This is a genomic window from Clostridium sp. HV4-5-A1G, assembly GCF_900184915.1.
GTDB classification, from domain to species: Bacteria; Bacillota; Clostridia; order Clostridiales; family Clostridiaceae; genus Clostridium_B; species Clostridium_B aromativorans.
The window spans coordinates 1-16,166 of the sequence record NZ_FXYI02000026.1 but is presented as its reverse complement, the minus strand read 5'-3'; the positions used below and the strand labels follow the sequence as shown (position 1 = coordinate 16,166).

Genomic DNA, 16,166 nt, shown 5'->3' with positions numbered 1-16,166 from the left:
ATAAATCAATCCGGGGATAAGTTTTCACCTAAAGAATAACGTAAAATACTGTTAATAAGGTCCAGATGGAGAAAATTCCTTATTAGCAAATTACACCTGAATCTAAGAACCACTTGATTACAGATATTGCTACTACTAATATATTTTAATTAAAATTTATTATTCTACTACTGGAGGCACACGGTATTCTATTCCGACCTCTTTCATACGTTGATTTGCAAATTTCTGAAGTTTCTCAATATGTTCAGGCTTAAGATGGTTAAATCGTCCTTGATACTTTATATATTCACTGACTGGTTTCAACTTAGCAGGTTTATAAGTCAACTTATACTTTCCATCTACAAGTTCATACAACTGTATCATACCTGTTTGAACTGCCAATTTAGCAATTTCAACTGTTTTTTCTGCCGGGAAGCTCCATCCTTTTGGACATGGTGCATGAATATAGAGAAAAGCTGGTCCCTCCGCATTGCAAGCTTTACGCACTTTATTCATCAAATCCAGAGGATAACCCACCGATGCAGTTCCCAGATATTTTAATTCAGGATGGCCATGAGCCATGATCTTAGTAATATCCTTTGGCATAAGTTTTCTACCTTCTGGAACTACAGGACCAGCTGGAGTAAAAGTAGTCCATGCTCCATAAGGTGTAGTTGGAGAGGCTTGAATTCCCGTGTTGGCATAGGATTCATTATCATAGCAAATAAATACTATATTATGTCCGCGGTAAAAGGCAGCAGATAGTGACTGTATTCCAATATCAGAAGTACCGCCGTCACCGGCCATTACAATGATATTAGGGTATTCTGCATCGGTTTTATGTTTACGTATCATAGCTTTAAATGCTGCTGATATTCCAGAGGCAACCCCTCCACCATTGGTAATTTGCGCATGTATCCATGGAACAGCCCAAGGTCCGCATCCATAACTTGTGTTTGCGACATACATACAACCTGTAGGTCCGATAAAAATCGTATTCTTGCCTGCTGCTTTGGCAACTAATCTATACTGCAGTGCAGGCCCACATCCAGCACAAGTACGATGACCTGGAACATAATATTCTTCTTTTGGTGCTTCCTTAATAGATTTAATTTCTTCTAACACTTGACTTCCTCCTTTCATATTTACAATTCAAACGGTGACCAATAACTCTGTTTTTCATTTTTCCCGGTTTTGGCTACATTTTTCATAATATTAAACATTTTATAAAACTCATCCTGAGTAATCATGGAACCTCCAAGTCCTGCTACAAATCCAATGGTTTCCACTTTCTTATCGTTATTATATAGAGCTGCCCTGACTTCGGTAAGAAGAACACCTGCTCCACAGGATATTCCGAAATTAACCGAGTTATCTACCACACCTACCACTTTAAATTTGCTCAAGGTTTCACGTACCTGTTTAGTTGGGAAAGGACGCAGTGTACGCAGCCTAACTACGCCAACTTTTTCACCCAGATTTCTCAAATGCTTTGCCACATTCTTAGCTGTTTCGGCATGTCCTCCCTGGATGAAAATAACCGATTCAGCATCATCAGTCATATATTTCTCAAGCCAAGGATCATATTTACGTCCAAATATATCCGCAAATTCCTCATGAACTTCTTCAAATACTTTATACACCCCTTCTACGGCCATATGTCTCTGATATTGAGTCCCAGGTCCCATTTCAGGTTCCATCTGCGGTCCTATAATTACAGGATTTTTTGTATCCAGCACGTGACGGTTTTTATAAGGCGGTAAAAATGCATCCACCTGCTCTTGAGATGGTACATCTACTTCACCAAGAATATGGGATACAAAGTATCCATCCTGACAGGCATACTGCGGTAAAAGAACACGTGGATCCTCACCAATGCGATAATACATAAGGCTTAAATCCAGTGCTTCCTGAGGTGTAGAAGCCCATCCCTGAATCCACCCTTGATCACGACAGCATAGAGCATCTGTATGCTCTGAACCAAAATCACCTGGCGGATCTAAAGTACGATCTGCAATTGCCATCTGAAGTGGAAGCCTTTCTCCTGAAATCGGTGAATACACCTCCATAGCATAGGTTACACCTACTCCTGAGCTGCCTGTAAAAGCCCTGGCCCCAGCAGCGGAAGCTCCATAAACAACACTCAACTGCCCATGTTCTCCTTCACCTAGAACAAATTCAGCATCTAATTCTCCATCTGCCACCATCCTTGCCAGCTCTGACATAATTCCGGTATATGGGCGGATTGGATATGAACATATAACATCCACATTAGCCAATTTAATTGCATTAGCTGTCGCCACACACCCTGACATTCTTTTTATATTGCTTTTCATTTTTCAATTCACCTCCTGTTAATATAAACTCAATCTTTAAAATCCAGTTCGGGTACTAAAGTAATTGCTCCTACTGGACATACTTCAGCACAAATTCCACAACCTTTACAATATTTTAAATTAAAGGTAATAGGGCTATCTTTAGTCATGAGATTCACACAAGAATCAGGGCAACTAATCCAGCAAGTTTGACACTCCACACATTTTTCAGAATCTAATATTGGCCTTCTAGTACGCCAATTACCAGTAATCATACCTTCATTTTCTTTCTGGGGAGAAGGTACAGTTCCTGCAAAGGGAATCTTTTCATACGGTACAGCCATTTTACAGCACCTCCTTAATATTTTTCAACTATTACACAGAAGCTTTCGGTATAGTATCTACATCTACAACAATTGATTGTTCATAAGCTTTTTTAGCAGCATCTTTATTGGCGACAATTTGAAGCAAATTATCGAATTTCACAATTTCTGTGCCTTTAACAACAGCAGCAGCCAGTACAGCACCAATACCTTTTCCTATTCCCGATGCATCTGTAGCACCTTCAGCACCTGAAAGAGTAATAATAGATTTTGAAAGGCTATTTGCATCCACTGTAACAATTTTTGAAAGGTTTTCTGTATTCTTTTTAATGAATCCAAATAGATATTCCGGAGAACGCCTTGTATTTACTACTAGCACTGCCCCCGGCTTTATTCCAGACAAAATATCCACACCTTTTACAAGAGTTTCTTCTGTAAGAACCACAATGTCAGGAGCTTCATTTTCATAAACATATCTTGACTCTATTTCCTGAGTACCAATTTTTCCATATGCCCTTACCGGAACATAAATACGGTCGGGAAGATCAACATAGTTCTCCCATGCTTGAACATATTTTCCCTCTAACGCAGCTGCTTCTGTTAAAGAAACTACTACATCACGAGCTTCTTTATTTTCATATACTCCTCTACCCCAAACTGTGATCTGTTTCAACCCTGGCTCATCAAATAAATTTTGACTTGACACCTTGTTCCACCTTCCTTTCTTTAATGGTTAATATTGTGAGAAATTTCAACGCTGAGACTTTGTTCTAATCACCTCCCCAAATTTCTTTTGATTATTTATTTCATCAATGGATTGATTAAAGATATCTTGACTTATCTTCATTTTCAAACCATTTTTTATGGACAACATAAGCGTCATGAATGAAGCCTTATGGCACAATGTAGCTAATTCCGCACCACTCATTCCCCTGGTTTTCTCGGCTAGCTTCCTAAAATCTACATCTTCGGAAACAGGCAGCCCTTTAGAATGTATTTTTAAAATTGACTCTCTTTCATCAATTTCTGGCAGAGATAACTTCAGTATGTATTCAAACCGTCCTTCTCTAAGTAAAACAGAATCAATTAAATCTATTCTATTAGTCGCAGCTAACACCGTAACTCCTTGAACTTTTTCTAAGCCATCAAATTCCAGTATAAGCTGACTTATCAGCCTGTCTCTTAAATTGTTTGTACCTGAAGAGCGGGAACGGACAATGCCATCCAACTCATCGAAAAACAAAATACAAGGTGCAGTTTGTTTAGCCTTTACAAATACATCATGTAAGGTCTTTTCTGATTCTCCCATCCAGTGGGAGATTAATGTAAGGCCATTTATACTTATAAAGTTTATTTTAGCGGAGCTTCCAACTGCATTTGCCAATAAAGTTTTACCTGTGCCTGAAGGACCTGTTAATAAAATGCCCTTAGGCGGCGTAAACTCATACTCTTTACACAGATCAGGATCATGAAGCGGAAGTTCCACTAAAGTTTGTAAAACTTTTTTAGTCCTATCTAACCCCCCTATATCATTCCATTTTACATCTGGAATTTCTGAGTAATATTCCCGGGTAGAGGAAGGTTCTATTTCTCTCAGTGCATCAGTAAAATTATCCATTGAAACCTTAAAAGGAGGAATATTATTGTCATCTGTAATTTTTGACAAAACTTTTCTAAGTGCTATCATTCCTGCTTCTTTACACAGTGCTGAAAGATCTGAACCAACAAATCCATAAGTAATTTTGGCCAGCTTATCCAATTTCACATTTTTATCAAGAGGCATACATCTCGTATGAATCTGCAGTATTTTAAGCCTGCCTTCTCTATTAGGGGGCATAATTGCAATTTCTCTATCAAATCTTCCAGCACGTCTAAGTGCAGGATCCAAAGAATCGGGTATATTTGTGGCACCGATTACAATAACTTGACCTCGATTTTCCAAACCATCCATGAGCGCAAGGAGTTGAGCTACCACTCTTTTTTCAACTTCACCATGAACATCTTCTCTCTTGGGTGCAATAGAATCCAACTCATCTAAAAAAATTATACTTGGAGCCCGGCTCTTTGCTTCTTTAAAGATTTCTCTTAATTTTGCTTCGCTTTCCCCATAAAACTTGTTCATTATTTCCGGTCCATTTACATGGACAAAATAGACCTTTGTCTCAGAAGCAACCGCTCTGGCAATTAAAGTCTTTCCTGTACCTGGGGGGCCATAGAGTAGTATACCTTTAGGTGGCTCAACACCTAATCTTTTAAAGACATTAGGGTACTTTAAAGGTAATTCCACAATTTCTCTTATTTTTTGAACCTGCTCATCTAATCCACCTATATCTTCATATGTAATTCTCGATCCATTAATGCCAAGCTCAGGTTGTACAAAAATAATATCAGTTTCTTTATTAATTTTAACTACTCCCGACGGTGTTGTTCCACTTACAAGAAAACTGCACTCATTGCTGCCAAAGAGAGTTAAAGACAATTCATCCTCACAGAGCATCGGCATTCCTTTCAACATATTCTTTATCTCAATTTCATCTTTTTGTGTCCAATCATAGAAATTTTCAAGCGGGGAAAGCACTACCTTACGCGCTATTTTAACTTCAGTTTTACTTACCGTCACTTCACTGTTTATTCCCACACCAGCATTATGTCTAACTATTCCATCCATTTGGATCAATGGCTGGCCGTAAATATCATTAAAAGATGGATAAACTTTTGCTGCAGTAATCCTTTTACCCTCTATACTTATAGCATCTCCCGTATCTACTCCTAGTTGCTCCATATCCTCTCGATTCATTCTAACAATGCCCTTACGGGAATCTTCTACCAATCCCTCTTTAACTTTTAATTTAATAGAATCAAACTCAGTCATTTTCTTAACCTCCCAGTAACTTTGAGCAACTGCCAATCGAATTTAGACAAAATTTTTAATATATGGTATACGGTATACCATTTTACGATAAAATATATATTTTTAATGCTTCATTATTCCTTTACTCTATAACTTTTTTTATTTTTGACAAATTAACTTAATATTCAATAGTAGCGATTTAATTTGTGTTAAAATGGTATACCGTATACCATTTTAACACAATAAACCTTTCATCTTATTATAAATTTACCTGATTAATTACAATAATTTATATCAACACTTAATCCTTATTTCCTACCATTATATTCTACAACTAATTTTTCCAACTTTATTATAGCACCCTTAAATAATAAATTCAATAAATTTTCAGAAAATTTATTATTTAACAAACTCTTTTTTATCAATTAAAATCGCCAATCCCTGTAACTTACTTCTAAACATATTCACTGCATATAAATGACATCATCAACTATTCTTATTTGAATAAGCCATTTTAAGAAATATCTGGCCAGATTTCTCTACATGCTTTTTCATGGCTTCATAAGAAGCAGAACTATCATGTTTTTGTAAAGCATTAACTATTGCTCTATGCTCTAATATAACTTCTTGGATTCTACCAGGCTTAGTATAGGTCAAATGGGTGAATTTATTAACATATTCACAGAGTGTATTTATAAAATAATATAAATGTGGGCTATCTGCTGCTTTCCATATACATTCATGAAACCTTTTATTCAGCATGCTTAACTTTCCGTTATTTTCCTTTTCACATTCATCTGATATTTGATTAACAATTGAATTCAAATAGTCCAATTCTTCATCATTGATTTTTCCAGCCGCAATGCTGCAGCTCAATGCCTCTAATGTAGTTCTAATAAGTTGAATTTCCTCGATATCATCCTTGCTAAATCCAGAAACTACTACACCTTTACGTGGAATATATGTTACTAACCTTTCATATTGGAGTTGACGGATTGCCTCACGTACTGGAGTCCTGCTTATCTTCAACTGTTCTGCAATACTGCGCTCCACTAATCGTTGGCCTGGCTCTAATTTTCCATCCAGTATGGCATTACGTAAAATAGAAAATACCGAATCTCGAATATATCCCCTATTATCAAATCTTATGGGTGAAAATTGATATTCCACTTGCATTACCCCCTTAAATCTTTTTTAATATAATTCTCATATCCCATAATTAATTATAATTCCCATGGTATACTAAATGCAAGTGGAATATAATTATACTATCTTTATCTTTAAATACATTTTATTTAATTCACAGTTCACAATGCACCATTCCAAAAAAATTATGCATAAATAATTAATGCAGCCGAAAAAGTTACTATATAAAATACCTATGATATCAAAACGGAAATTATTCTCATTAAAATTCATCTCCAAATAATTTATTATGCACCCCATTACAAAATTTCCACATATCCTTCTTCCCCATTCAGCCTTATTCTCTGTCCATCTTTGATCAATTTCGTAGCATTTTCAACACCTACCACTGCAGGCAGACCATATTCCCTTGCAACAACAGCTCCATGTGTCATCATTCCACCTACTTCAGTAATCAAACCTTTGATGGATACAAACAGCGGAGTCCAACTGGGATCAGTAAATTTTGTAACTAGTATATCGCCTTCCTCTATATCCGCATCCTCCATTCTTAAAATAACACGTGCCCGGCCTTCAACGCTTCCAGATGAAACAGGTACTCCCGCCATAGCACCTTTAGGTATTTTATCCCTATTATATTGCCCTGTTATGATCTCACCTTCGGAGGTTATAACACGTGGAGGCGTAAGTTTTTGAAAAGTCTTATAATCTTTTTTTCTCTTACTTATGATATTGTAATCTATTTCATGTGCCTCAACAACTTTTCTAAATTCCTCAAAAGTCAAATAATATATATCTTCTCTTTCCTGTATTATACCCTTATGGACTAAAGCATCTGCTTCTTTCATAAATGTCTGTTTAATAATCCAGTCATACCATACCAAAACATACTTGTTAAACTCACGATAACCGGCATAATTGCGCAGGACGCTAACTGCCTTTTTGAACTTCCTTGCTTTTCCCTTTCCACCGTGCAATCTTTCAAGACGGTTTATAATTTCATGTTTTTTTTGTTTTGCCTCTATCAAGTTCTGTTCAAATTTCATACTGTGGGCACCTGGTCCAAAAGCTTTGATATTGCTGAGAATAGCAGGGTTGTTTGCTCTGTAATCTTTTATAGTAAATAGTATCCATTTCAGCCACATTGATTTTGAAGCCATAGCTGTCTTCTTCCTATACAGAGTCTTGATAAAATTCTTTCGCTTTACAAGATCAGCAAGAGCATTCTTCATTAAGACATCTACCGCATCCATTCCTTTGAAAAAAGACATCCTGATAAATGGCGAGGAAAGTTCACGGGATACATCAATATAAAGCCTTCCGCCCATTTCATTCATGGGAGTGCCAACCATCTGCTTGAATAAAGTTTGAAAAAGAGATATTCCTAGTGGCCGCATGGCTTCAGTCATCATCTGTCTGTGCCCAAATGAAATATATACATGATTTTTTCCATCCACAGCCTCTGATGGTACAGGATACAATGTAGTTATAGGCCTACTTTGAACAATATAAAATTTACCTTCACAAAGGCACCATTCTATATCCTGTGGACATCCAAAATAATTTTCAATCTTTCTGCCTATATTTGTCAGTTGTAAAATTTGCTCATCCCGAAGGGTCTGTATATTTTGCTTTGCAGTATCAATGTCCTTCCCTTTTGTACCACCATTTTGCAGTGCCGAAACAGCGAGTTTTTTGATAGATATCTTTTTATACAGTATTTTTCCTTCTCTCACTTTATAGATATCTGGATTAACCAGACCTGATACAAGAGCTTCACCAAGGCCAAAACTTGCATCAATAGATGTTACCTTTCTGTTGAAAGTTACAGGATCTGCAGTAAACATTATCCCTGAGGCCTGGGAGAAAACCATTTTTTGTATTACTACAGAGAGATACACCTTTCGATGATCAAAATTATTTTGTATACGATAAATTACCGCTCTGTCCGTATAAAGTGACGCCCAGCACTTTTTTACATATTTCAATATATTATTCATTCCCTTAATATTGAGATAGGTATCCTGCTGACCAGCAAAAGAAGCTAGAGGCAAATCTTCTGCCGTAGCACTTGAACGCACTGCATATGCATTTTTCTCGCCAAGCTTTGAAATGTAATGCAAGACTTCTTCTATAATCTCCATCGGGATAGGTATCTGTTCTATAATCTCCCGAACCTTTTTACTGAATTCACTGATTTTTCTTTTGTCAATTATCTTTAAAAAAGATAATTGATCATTTACGCTATTAAATTCAGAATTGTCACAGACAATTTTTTTATAGACTTCAGTAGTTATACAAAAACCTTCTGGAACACATAATATCATTGATTTTAGACAGTTTTCCTAAATTAGCACCTTTACCGCCCACTAAAGGTAGATCTGATTTATCAATGTTGCTGAAATCCAACACATAGGGATTCATACATATTCCTCCTTATAAAGATTGTCTCTGAGTAAATCAATACATTCTTCAAATTCCTTAAAAAAAGCTTCATAATTTATTGCTGTCCTATTTGACAATTGATTCATATATCCATCAGTAAGCCAAAGAAGTATCTTTATAACAAGCTTTGGATCAACATTCTCCTTAAATTTTGAAAAATCTACACCATCAAAAGCAATTTTGTTCCTAAAATCTACACCTTTTGCTAGAATAATGGTTTTTATATCACCTTTTACTTCCCCGTCATTTTCAAAATACATGCTTGTTAAAAAGGATGGAATTGCAGGGTGTTTCCTCATAACAGAAATTTCAATATTAGATGAAAGCTTAATTCTGTCAAAGAAATCAGTAACCTTATAATTAAATTTTTCATCAACTTCTTTCATAATAATATTGTCGCATAGCTCAATTAAATAAAAATACAAAGCTTTTTTTGTACCAAAGTAATGAAACACCATGGATTTTGAAATTCCTGCTGCAGCAGCAATGTCCCCTATGGAAGTTTTCTTATAGCCATTTTTACCAAAGGATTTAAGTGCTACATCTATGATTTTATTTTGCTTCTCTACAGGCAAATTAAAAAATTTTTTCAAAAAGCTCACCTCTCAAAATTCATCCAAACGCTACTATTGCTAATATTGTTGACTTTTTAAAGAGAGATAAACACTGCTACGCGCCTGGATGAGGTAATTCTAAGGCTTGCAGTGATTTACCTATGAGAAAATTTTTTTTAAGAACCTTAGAATCATTATATTCTCATGAACCGACCAGGTCAACATTATTTTAAAGAAATCACATTGATCTTTTGATCTGTTCTATTTTTTAAGAATAGAACAAAAAGAACACTTTGGAAAATTCCAAAGTGTTCTTTTTGTTCTACATCTATGGTGCCGGAGGCGGGAGTCGAACCCGCATGATATCACTATCGACGGATTTTGAGTCCGTTGCGTCTGCCAATTCCACCACTTCGGCAAGTGACAAAAGTATAATATCACAAATATCACCTGTGGTCAAGAGGCAGTATAAAAGCAAATTTATAATAATATTCATATTGTGAAACAGTATATGACTTTTATCTTACTATTTTTATATTTTTTAAATAACATTATTTAAATCTAAAATGATTGTAAATTCAATGAAAATTTTAAATACTAGTTGTTATGTAAATGAAAATATGCTATTATTTAGTTGAGAATATTCTAAATAATGTATGATAGCCATAGAAGGTGATAAATTTTTAAATTAAATAATCTTAAAGTAATTATCCTAAGGTTTATTTAACCAACTAAGGAGGAACACAATGAGTAAACAAGATGCATTAAATGAGAATCTCGAGCGTGGCTTAGAAGAACGTCATATTCAATTGATAGCCCTGGGAGGAGCAATTGGCGTAGGGCTATTTTTAGGTTCTGCTACTGCTATTCAAACAGCTGGGCCAGCAATTCTATTGGTTTACATTATAGCTGGACTAGCTATGTTTGTCATAATGAGAGCTCTAGGTGAGTTGGCGACTTCCTATCCTGTTTCCGGATCCTTTAGCGCCTATGCCAATGAATTCATAAGTCCCTTGGCAGGATATATGACTGGATGGACCTATTGGTTTATGTGGGTGGTAACCTGTATGGCTGAAATTACAGCTGTAGGCGTATACGTTAAATTCTGGATTCCAACTATGCCTCAGTGGATACCTGCACTGGCAGCACTTATTATAATGACATGCGTAAATCTAATTGCAGTAAAAGCCTACGGTGAATTTGAATTCTGGTTTGCAATTATCAAAGTAGTTACAATTATTGCAATAATAGTACTAGGGTTGCTCATGATTATATTTGGTTTCGGTAATGGTGGAAAACCTATCGGAATTTCAAATCTATGGACACATGGAGGATTTTTCCCTAAAGGTGGATGGGGACCTATGCTTGCAGTAACAATGGTTATGTTTGCTTATCTGGGCACAGAGCTCATAGGCGTTACAGCAGGTGAAGCAAAGAATCCTGAGAAAACGATACCGTCAGCTATCAACAAAGTACTTTGGAGAATACTTATATTTTATGTAGGTGCACTTTTTGTAATAATGTCACTCTATCCATGGAATACCCTTGGTACAACTGGAAGTCCTTTCGTCTTAACATTTAGCAAATTGGGTGTATCTGCAGCAGCAGGTATTATAAATTTTGTAGTATTGACTGCAGCTTTATCTTCCTGTAACAGCGGCATTTTCAGTACTGGACGTATGCTGTACAATCTTTCCCTGCAGGGAACAGCACCAAAAAAGTTTAGTAAGCTTGGTAAAACCCATGTTCCAGCTACTGGCATTTTGATTTCTGCATTTTTTATGTTAATTGGAGTTGTTCTTAATTTTCTGGTACCTGGAAAGGTATTTACTTACATTACAAGTGTAGCTACACTTGGTGCAATTTGGACTTGGGGCATTATACTGATAGCACAGATGAAGTTTAGAAAAAGACTTACTCCGGAAGAAATAAAAAAGTTGCATTTTCCAATGTTTGGATATCCTTATCTTAACTGGATTGTACTGGCATTTTTAGCTTTCGTCATCGTAATGCTAGCTTTTAGCCCAGATACTAGGATTGCTCTTATTGTAGGATGTTTCTGGTTCTTACTTATACTAGCTTTCTATTTTATACTTGGCTTAAATAAAAAGACCTCTAATCCTACAAAATCTGAACCAGAAGAATAAAATTTAAAATTGATTTACAAATTTTTATCAAGGTAGTATAATGAGTTTAAAATAAAATAGGCTGTGGGGGTGCTTTATATAGCTGAGAAGAGATATTCTCTAACCCTTTGAACCTGATCCAGATAAAACTGGCGTAGGGAAGCAATTTCACATGACTTTTGATTTTTATTAGGTGTATGCTTTTCCGCATACACCTTTTATATTTATACGGTGTCTATCACTGCCAGCACTCCTAGCTTCTTTAGAACCTTGGAGTTGCTTAAACAAATACAAAATTAGAGGTGTTTTTAATGAAAAAAGTATTGACAATTGCAGGTTCTGACAGCTCAGGTGGTGCGGGAATACAAGCTGATTTAAAAACCATGAGTGCACTTGGCGTGTATGGAATGAGTGTAATCACTGCCGTTACAGCCCAAAATACTATAGGTGTACAAGATGTACTGGACGTAACTCCTGAAATTGTGGAGGCTCAAATAAGATCCATATTTGACGATATCGAAGTAGATGCAGTAAAAATCGGAATGGTTTCAAATAGTAAAACCATATCTGTAATAAAAAAGCTCTTAATAGAATATAGGGCCAAAAATATAGTACTCGATCCGGTAATGATATCAAAAAGCGGATATTCTCTCTTAAAACCTGAAGCAGAAACAGCAATAAAAACTATGGTAAATGTTGCAGATGTAATAACTCCAAATATTCCAGAGGCAGAAGTTCTCAGCGGACTAAAAATTAAAAATGAAAAAGATATGGAAAGTGCAGCTTTTAAAATAAAAGAACTGGGTGCAAGGAGCATACTCGTAAAGGGAGGCCATAGATGCAATGATGCCAATGATATTTTGCTTCACGATAATAAGGTATTATCCCTTAAAGGTCATAGAATAAACACTAAAAACACTCATGGAACAGGATGTACTTTATCTTCCGCTATAGCTTCCTATTTAGCCAAAGGACACAATATTGAAAAGGCAGTAAACCTATCAAAGCAATATATAACTAAGGCAATAGAAAATTCATTTCCCATTGGTCATGGAGTTGGCCCTGTTGGACATTTTATAGAAGTTTATAAAAAAGCCGGTATAACTTTTTAATAGAAGAAATTATTTTTAAACTTAAAGGGGGTTAAAAAATTGAACAATATAAATCTAGACAAAGTAACAAAAATATTATCAGAGGTTAGAAATAAAATACCTCTTGTCCACTGTATTACCAACTATGTTACCATAAATGACTGTGCAAATATTCTCCTATCTTATGGTGCCTCCCCTGCTATGTGTGAGGCCTATGATGAGGTTTTTGATTTTGTTAAATTATCATCTGCCCTGTACATAAATTTAGGAACTCTTAATAAAGAGCAGGAACAAGCCGCAGTTTTAGCCAGCACTTCTGCAAAAATCCATGATATCCCCGTAGTATTAGATCCTGTAGCCTGTGCCGCCGTGCCAAAAAAAATTCAAGTTATAAACAGAATACTCCAGGTTGGAAAAATTGATGTCATAAAGGGAAACATAGGAGAGATTAAATTTTTGGCAGGACAATCCTCCAATGTAAAAGGTGTAGATTCCTTTGATACTGGAGAAGGTGCCTTAGAATGCTGCATAGCTTTATCTCAAAAATACAAGTGCACAGTTGCTGCCACCGGTAAAAAGGATTTCATAACAGATGGTAAAAGAAGTGCTGTAATTGAAAACGGCACAGAAATGTTTACTAAAGTTACTGGATCCGGTTGTATGCTGGGTGCCCTTTGCGGAGCTGCCTGTGGAGCATCTGAAGATAAATTCACAGCTACTGTAAATGCCATACTCTCAATGAATATAGCTGGAGAAGAAGCCTTTAAAGCAGCAAATACACCTGGAAGCTTTAGAATTAAGCTCATAGACTGCATATATCAGTTAAGTGAAGAAAATTTAAAAGAAGGTGCCAAAATAGTATGGAAATAGATTATAGTCTATATTTGGTTACAGACAGAAGTTTTTTAAAAAATATTGATCTATCCAAAGCTGTAGAAGATGCAATTTCAGGCGGCGTCACTTTGGTTCAGCTAAGAGAAAAAAACATTTCCACAAGGGAATTTTACAAATTAGCACTGAAGATTAAGGAAGTTACTGATTATTACAAAGTTCCTTTCATAATAAATGACAGACTGGATATAGCTCAAGCTGTAGATGCAGATGGTGTACATCTTGGTCAAAGCGACATGCCCTTAGTCGCAGCCAGAAAGATATTGGGCAGAGATAAAATAATAGGAATATCTGCAGGTACTGTGGAAGAAGCTGTAGATGCACAAAAAAATAGTGCAGATTACATTGGAATAGGAACTATATTTTTCACTGGAACTAAAAAGGATATAGATACGCCAATAGGTATAGAAGGTCTACGTAAAATATACAATAGTATAAGCATACCTGCTGTTGCCATAGGTGGAATTAATGAGCAGAATTTCAAAGATGTATTATCTACTGGAGTGGATGGCATCTCCGTAATTTCTGCTATCTTAGGAAAGAATGATATAAAGGCTGCCGCAAAAGCTCTACTTAAATAGTATTTATTAAAAGTTATCAAATGCTGATTGAATTGTAGTTTGACTACAATTCAATCAGCATTTTTTCACACTTAACAGCTCTATATACTTTTAATTTATCAGTTTACAAATTTACCACGGTAAATTATAATATTTATTGTAATTGATTTATATAAAAGGGAGGCAATTAAAATGAAAAAAAAATTAAGTATTTTAGCAATCATGGTATTTATTGTGACATCAATATTTTCAGGATGTGGACAATCTCAAAAAACAGATACATCCTGGGATGACATAAAATCAAAGGGTAAATTTGTAGTTGGCCTAGACGACAGTTTCCCCCCAATGGGATTTAGGGATTCAAAAGGTCAAATCGTAGGGTTTGACATAGACATGGCCAAAGCCGCTGCAAAGAAAATGGGGGTAAATGTAGTCTTTAAGCCTGTAGAATGGGATGGTATTATTCTCAGTCTAAACAACAAGGACATAGATGTTATATGGAACGGTCTAACCATAACAGAAGACAGGAAAAAGCAGATATCTTTTTCAAAAGTATATCTTCAAAACAAACAGATAATTGTAGTGAGAAACAACTCAAATATAAAGACTAAGAAAGATTTATCAGGTAAAACCGTAGGACTTCAACTTGGGAGCAGCAGTGAAACTGCATTGAAGTCGGATACCGCCACTTCAAAATCCTTAAAAGAAGTGAGAAAATATTCAAATAATACAGAAGCTCTACTGGATTTAAACCAGGGACGTATTGATGCTGTTGTGGTAGATGAGGTTGTCGGGAGATATTATTTACAGAAAAAACCCGGATTATATAAAATACTTGATGACAATTTTGGGAAAGAAGATTATGGTGTTGGTATTAGAAAAAGCGATGCAGCTTTTAAAGATAAGTTAAATGAAGCACTGGATTCTATGAAGAAAGATGGAACTGCAGATAAGATATCCCAAAAGTGGTTCAGTAAAGATATAATAGCAAAATAAAAAGTTAGGATGTGATTTAATTGGATAATCTTATGGACATTACAGGATTTATATTAAAGGGAAGTCTAATAACTGGAGAATTATTTCTTATAACTGCTGTATTTTCCATACCTTTAGGATGTATAGTAGCAATAGGTAAAATATCTAAAATTAAGCCACTAAAAACTATATTAAGTTTGTACACCTGGGCTTTTAGAGGAACTCCTCTACTTTTACAGCTATTTTTTGCCTATTTTGGTCTTCCTGTAATTGGCATAAGACTATCTCCTCTAGCTGCTGCCGGACTTGCTTTTACTATAAATTATGCTGCATACTTAGCAGAGATATTCAGAGCTGGTATTGAATCCATAGACAAGGGTCAGTATGAAGCTTCCAGGGTCTTGGGAATGAGTTATTACCAAACTATGACAAAGATAATAATTCCACAGGCTACCAGAAATGTACTTCCTCCTGTTTGCAATGAAAGTATAAATCTAATAAAAGATTCTGCATTAGTTGCAACTATTGGAGTTGGGGATCTTTTAAGAGCAGCAAAGGAAGTAGTGACCCGTGATTTTACCATTACTCCCTTTATAATAGCTGCTGTAATATATCTAGTTATAACTTCAGTTTTGGTAATTGCCTTCAGGCACCTGGAAAAAAAATATTCAATCGATTAATTAATTGTAATGAGAACCACACCTTTATCTACTACTAACATGGTGTGGTTTATCTTTTTTTTCATGTTCATCCTCATTTTCCAGGCACTCCCTTAAGCACTCTTCTATTATATCAGTTGTTACTTTAAATTCATTATTTTCCTTCATCCATACCCCTTCCATTGAGAATACTGATTCATCAAAACAAAAATCCAGTTTTTTTATATCTTATATTGAATATAATATTATAA

Annotated in this window: 16 protein-coding genes, 1 tRNA gene and 1 riboswitch; of the genes, 6 read left to right on the top strand and 11 right to left on the bottom strand. The window is 35.6% G+C overall.

Annotated elements, in window-relative coordinates; genetic code table 11:
• Nucleotides 1-159: 159 nt before the first annotated feature.
• From J5G60_RS04785 to J5G60_RS04745, 10 genes are all read right to left on the bottom strand, one after another.
• Nucleotides 160-1,104, bottom strand: coding sequence for an oxalate oxidoreductase subunit beta (locus J5G60_RS04785; protein ID WP_150357164.1), 945 nt, complete (start codon nt 1,102-1,104; stop codon nt 160-162).
• Between the two features lie 20 nt (nt 1,105-1,124).
• Nucleotides 1,125-2,315: an oxalate oxidoreductase subunit alpha gene (locus tag J5G60_RS04780; protein ID WP_150357165.1), complete on the bottom strand. Its 1,191-nt coding sequence runs from the start codon at nt 2,313-2,315 to the stop codon at nt 1,125-1,127.
• A gap of 29 nt (nt 2,316-2,344) precedes the next feature.
• A complete protein-coding gene (locus tag J5G60_RS04775) occupies nt 2,345-2,638 on the bottom strand; it encodes a 4Fe-4S dicluster-binding protein (RefSeq protein WP_150357166.1) in 294 nt (97 codons plus the stop codon).
• A gap of 31 nt (nt 2,639-2,669) precedes the next feature.
• Nucleotides 2,670-3,323: an oxalate oxidoreductase subunit delta gene (locus tag J5G60_RS04770; protein ID WP_150357167.1), complete on the bottom strand. Its 654-nt coding sequence runs from the start codon at nt 3,321-3,323 to the stop codon at nt 2,670-2,672.
• Between the two features lie 45 nt (nt 3,324-3,368).
• Nucleotides 3,369-5,489: a CDC48 family AAA ATPase gene (locus J5G60_RS04765; protein ID WP_150357168.1), complete on the bottom strand. Its 2,121-nt coding sequence runs from the start codon at nt 5,487-5,489 to the stop codon at nt 3,369-3,371.
• A 465-nt stretch (nt 5,490-5,954) separates the two neighbouring features.
• Nucleotides 5,955-6,638: a GntR family transcriptional regulator gene (locus J5G60_RS04760; protein WP_150357169.1), complete on the bottom strand. Its 684-nt coding sequence runs from the start codon at nt 6,636-6,638 to the stop codon at nt 5,955-5,957.
• Between the two features lie 275 nt (nt 6,639-6,913).
• Nucleotides 6,914-8,941, bottom strand: coding sequence for a phosphoenolpyruvate synthase (locus tag J5G60_RS04755; RefSeq protein WP_442870511.1), 2,028 nt, complete (start codon nt 8,939-8,941; stop codon nt 6,914-6,916).
• On the bottom strand, nt 8,901-9,038 hold the full coding sequence (locus J5G60_RS19160) for a hypothetical protein (RefSeq protein ID WP_407647133.1): 138 nt from the start codon (nt 9,036-9,038) through the stop codon (nt 8,901-8,903). Before J5G60_RS19160 ends, J5G60_RS04755 begins: the two co-directional genes overlap by 41 nt.
• Complete coding sequence (locus J5G60_RS04750; protein ID WP_150357170.1) at nt 9,035-9,652, bottom strand: TetR/AcrR family transcriptional regulator; 618 nt, start codon at nt 9,650-9,652, stop codon at nt 9,035-9,037. The genes J5G60_RS19160 and J5G60_RS04750 overlap by 4 nt, the downstream gene beginning before the upstream one ends.
• 292 nt (nt 9,653-9,944) lie before the next feature.
• Nucleotides 9,945-10,031 (bottom strand) — tRNA-Leu (locus tag J5G60_RS04745).
• 328 nt (nt 10,032-10,359) lie between these two features.
• On the opposite strand from J5G60_RS04745, the gene J5G60_RS04740 reads away from it, so the two are divergent.
• The 6 genes from J5G60_RS04740 to J5G60_RS04715 all read left to right on the top strand — a co-directional run bounded on the left by J5G60_RS04740 (nt 10,360) and on the right by J5G60_RS04715 (nt 15,936).
• Complete coding sequence (locus J5G60_RS04740) at nt 10,360-11,760, top strand: amino acid permease (RefSeq protein WP_150357171.1); 1,401 nt, start codon at nt 10,360-10,362, stop codon at nt 11,758-11,760.
• 55 nt (nt 11,761-11,815) lie between these two features.
• Nucleotides 11,816-11,918, top strand: a riboswitch (TPP riboswitch).
• 132 nt (nt 11,919-12,050) lie between these two features.
• The gene (thiD, locus tag J5G60_RS04735; protein WP_150357172.1) at nt 12,051-12,851 is read left to right on the top strand and encodes a bifunctional hydroxymethylpyrimidine kinase/phosphomethylpyrimidine kinase; all 801 of its coding nucleotides are present in this window, start codon (nt 12,051-12,053) and stop codon (nt 12,849-12,851) included.
• Between the two features lie 39 nt (nt 12,852-12,890).
• Nucleotides 12,891-13,700 carry a hydroxyethylthiazole kinase gene (gene thiM, locus J5G60_RS04730; protein WP_150357173.1) on the top strand — a complete coding sequence of 270 codons (810 nt, stop codon included), beginning with the start codon at nt 12,891-12,893 and terminating at the stop codon, nt 13,698-13,700.
• The gene (thiE, locus tag J5G60_RS04725; protein ID WP_150357174.1) at nt 13,691-14,302 is read left to right on the top strand and encodes a thiamine phosphate synthase; all 612 of its coding nucleotides are present in this window, start codon (nt 13,691-13,693) and stop codon (nt 14,300-14,302) included. Before thiM ends, thiE begins: the two co-directional genes overlap by 10 nt.
• A gap of 171 nt (nt 14,303-14,473) precedes the next feature.
• A complete protein-coding gene (locus J5G60_RS04720) occupies nt 14,474-15,277 on the top strand; it encodes an amino acid ABC transporter substrate-binding protein (RefSeq protein WP_150357175.1) in 804 nt (267 codons plus the stop codon).
• A 20-nt stretch (nt 15,278-15,297) separates the two neighbouring features.
• The gene (locus tag J5G60_RS04715) at nt 15,298-15,936 is read left to right on the top strand and encodes an amino acid ABC transporter permease (protein WP_150357176.1); all 639 of its coding nucleotides are present in this window, start codon (nt 15,298-15,300) and stop codon (nt 15,934-15,936) included.
• Between the two features lie 24 nt (nt 15,937-15,960).
• On the opposite strand, the gene J5G60_RS19020 is transcribed toward J5G60_RS04715, so the two are convergent.
• Entirely contained in the window at nt 15,961-16,083 is a 123-nt protein-coding gene (locus J5G60_RS19020) for a hypothetical protein (protein WP_268253824.1), read from the bottom strand.
• Nucleotides 16,084-16,166: the final 83 nt, after the last annotated feature.

Bases quoted from the DNA above. Each gene is read 5' to 3' on its own strand.
- J5G60_RS04780 (WP_150357165.1), bottom strand. From the start codon at position 2,315: ATGAAAAGCAATATAAAAAGAATGTCAGGGTGTGTGGCGACAGCTAAT.
- J5G60_RS04755 (WP_442870511.1), bottom strand. From the start codon at position 8,941: ATGATATTATGTGTTCCAGAAGGTTTTTGTATAACTACTGAAGTCTAT.
- J5G60_RS04740 (WP_150357171.1), top strand. From the start codon at position 10,360: ATGAGTAAACAAGATGCATTAAATGAGAATCTCGAGCGTGGCTTAGAA.
- thiE (WP_150357174.1), top strand. From the start codon at position 13,691: ATGGAAATAGATTATAGTCTATATTTGGTTACAGACAGAAGTTTTTTA.
- thiD (WP_150357172.1), top strand. From the start codon at position 12,051: ATGAAAAAAGTATTGACAATTGCAGGTTCTGACAGCTCAGGTGGTGCG.
- J5G60_RS19020 (WP_268253824.1), bottom strand. From the start codon at position 16,083: ATGAAGGAAAATAATGAATTTAAAGTAACAACTGATATAATAGAAGAG.
- J5G60_RS04720 (WP_150357175.1), top strand. From the start codon at position 14,474: ATGAAAAAAAAATTAAGTATTTTAGCAATCATGGTATTTATTGTGACA.
- J5G60_RS19160 (WP_407647133.1), bottom strand. From the start codon at position 9,038: ATGAATCCCTATGTGTTGGATTTCAGCAACATTGATAAATCAGATCTA.
- J5G60_RS04775 (WP_150357166.1), bottom strand. From the start codon at position 2,638: ATGGCTGTACCGTATGAAAAGATTCCCTTTGCAGGAACTGTACCTTCT.
- J5G60_RS04765 (WP_150357168.1), bottom strand. From the start codon at position 5,489: ATGACTGAGTTTGATTCTATTAAATTAAAAGTTAAAGAGGGATTGGTA.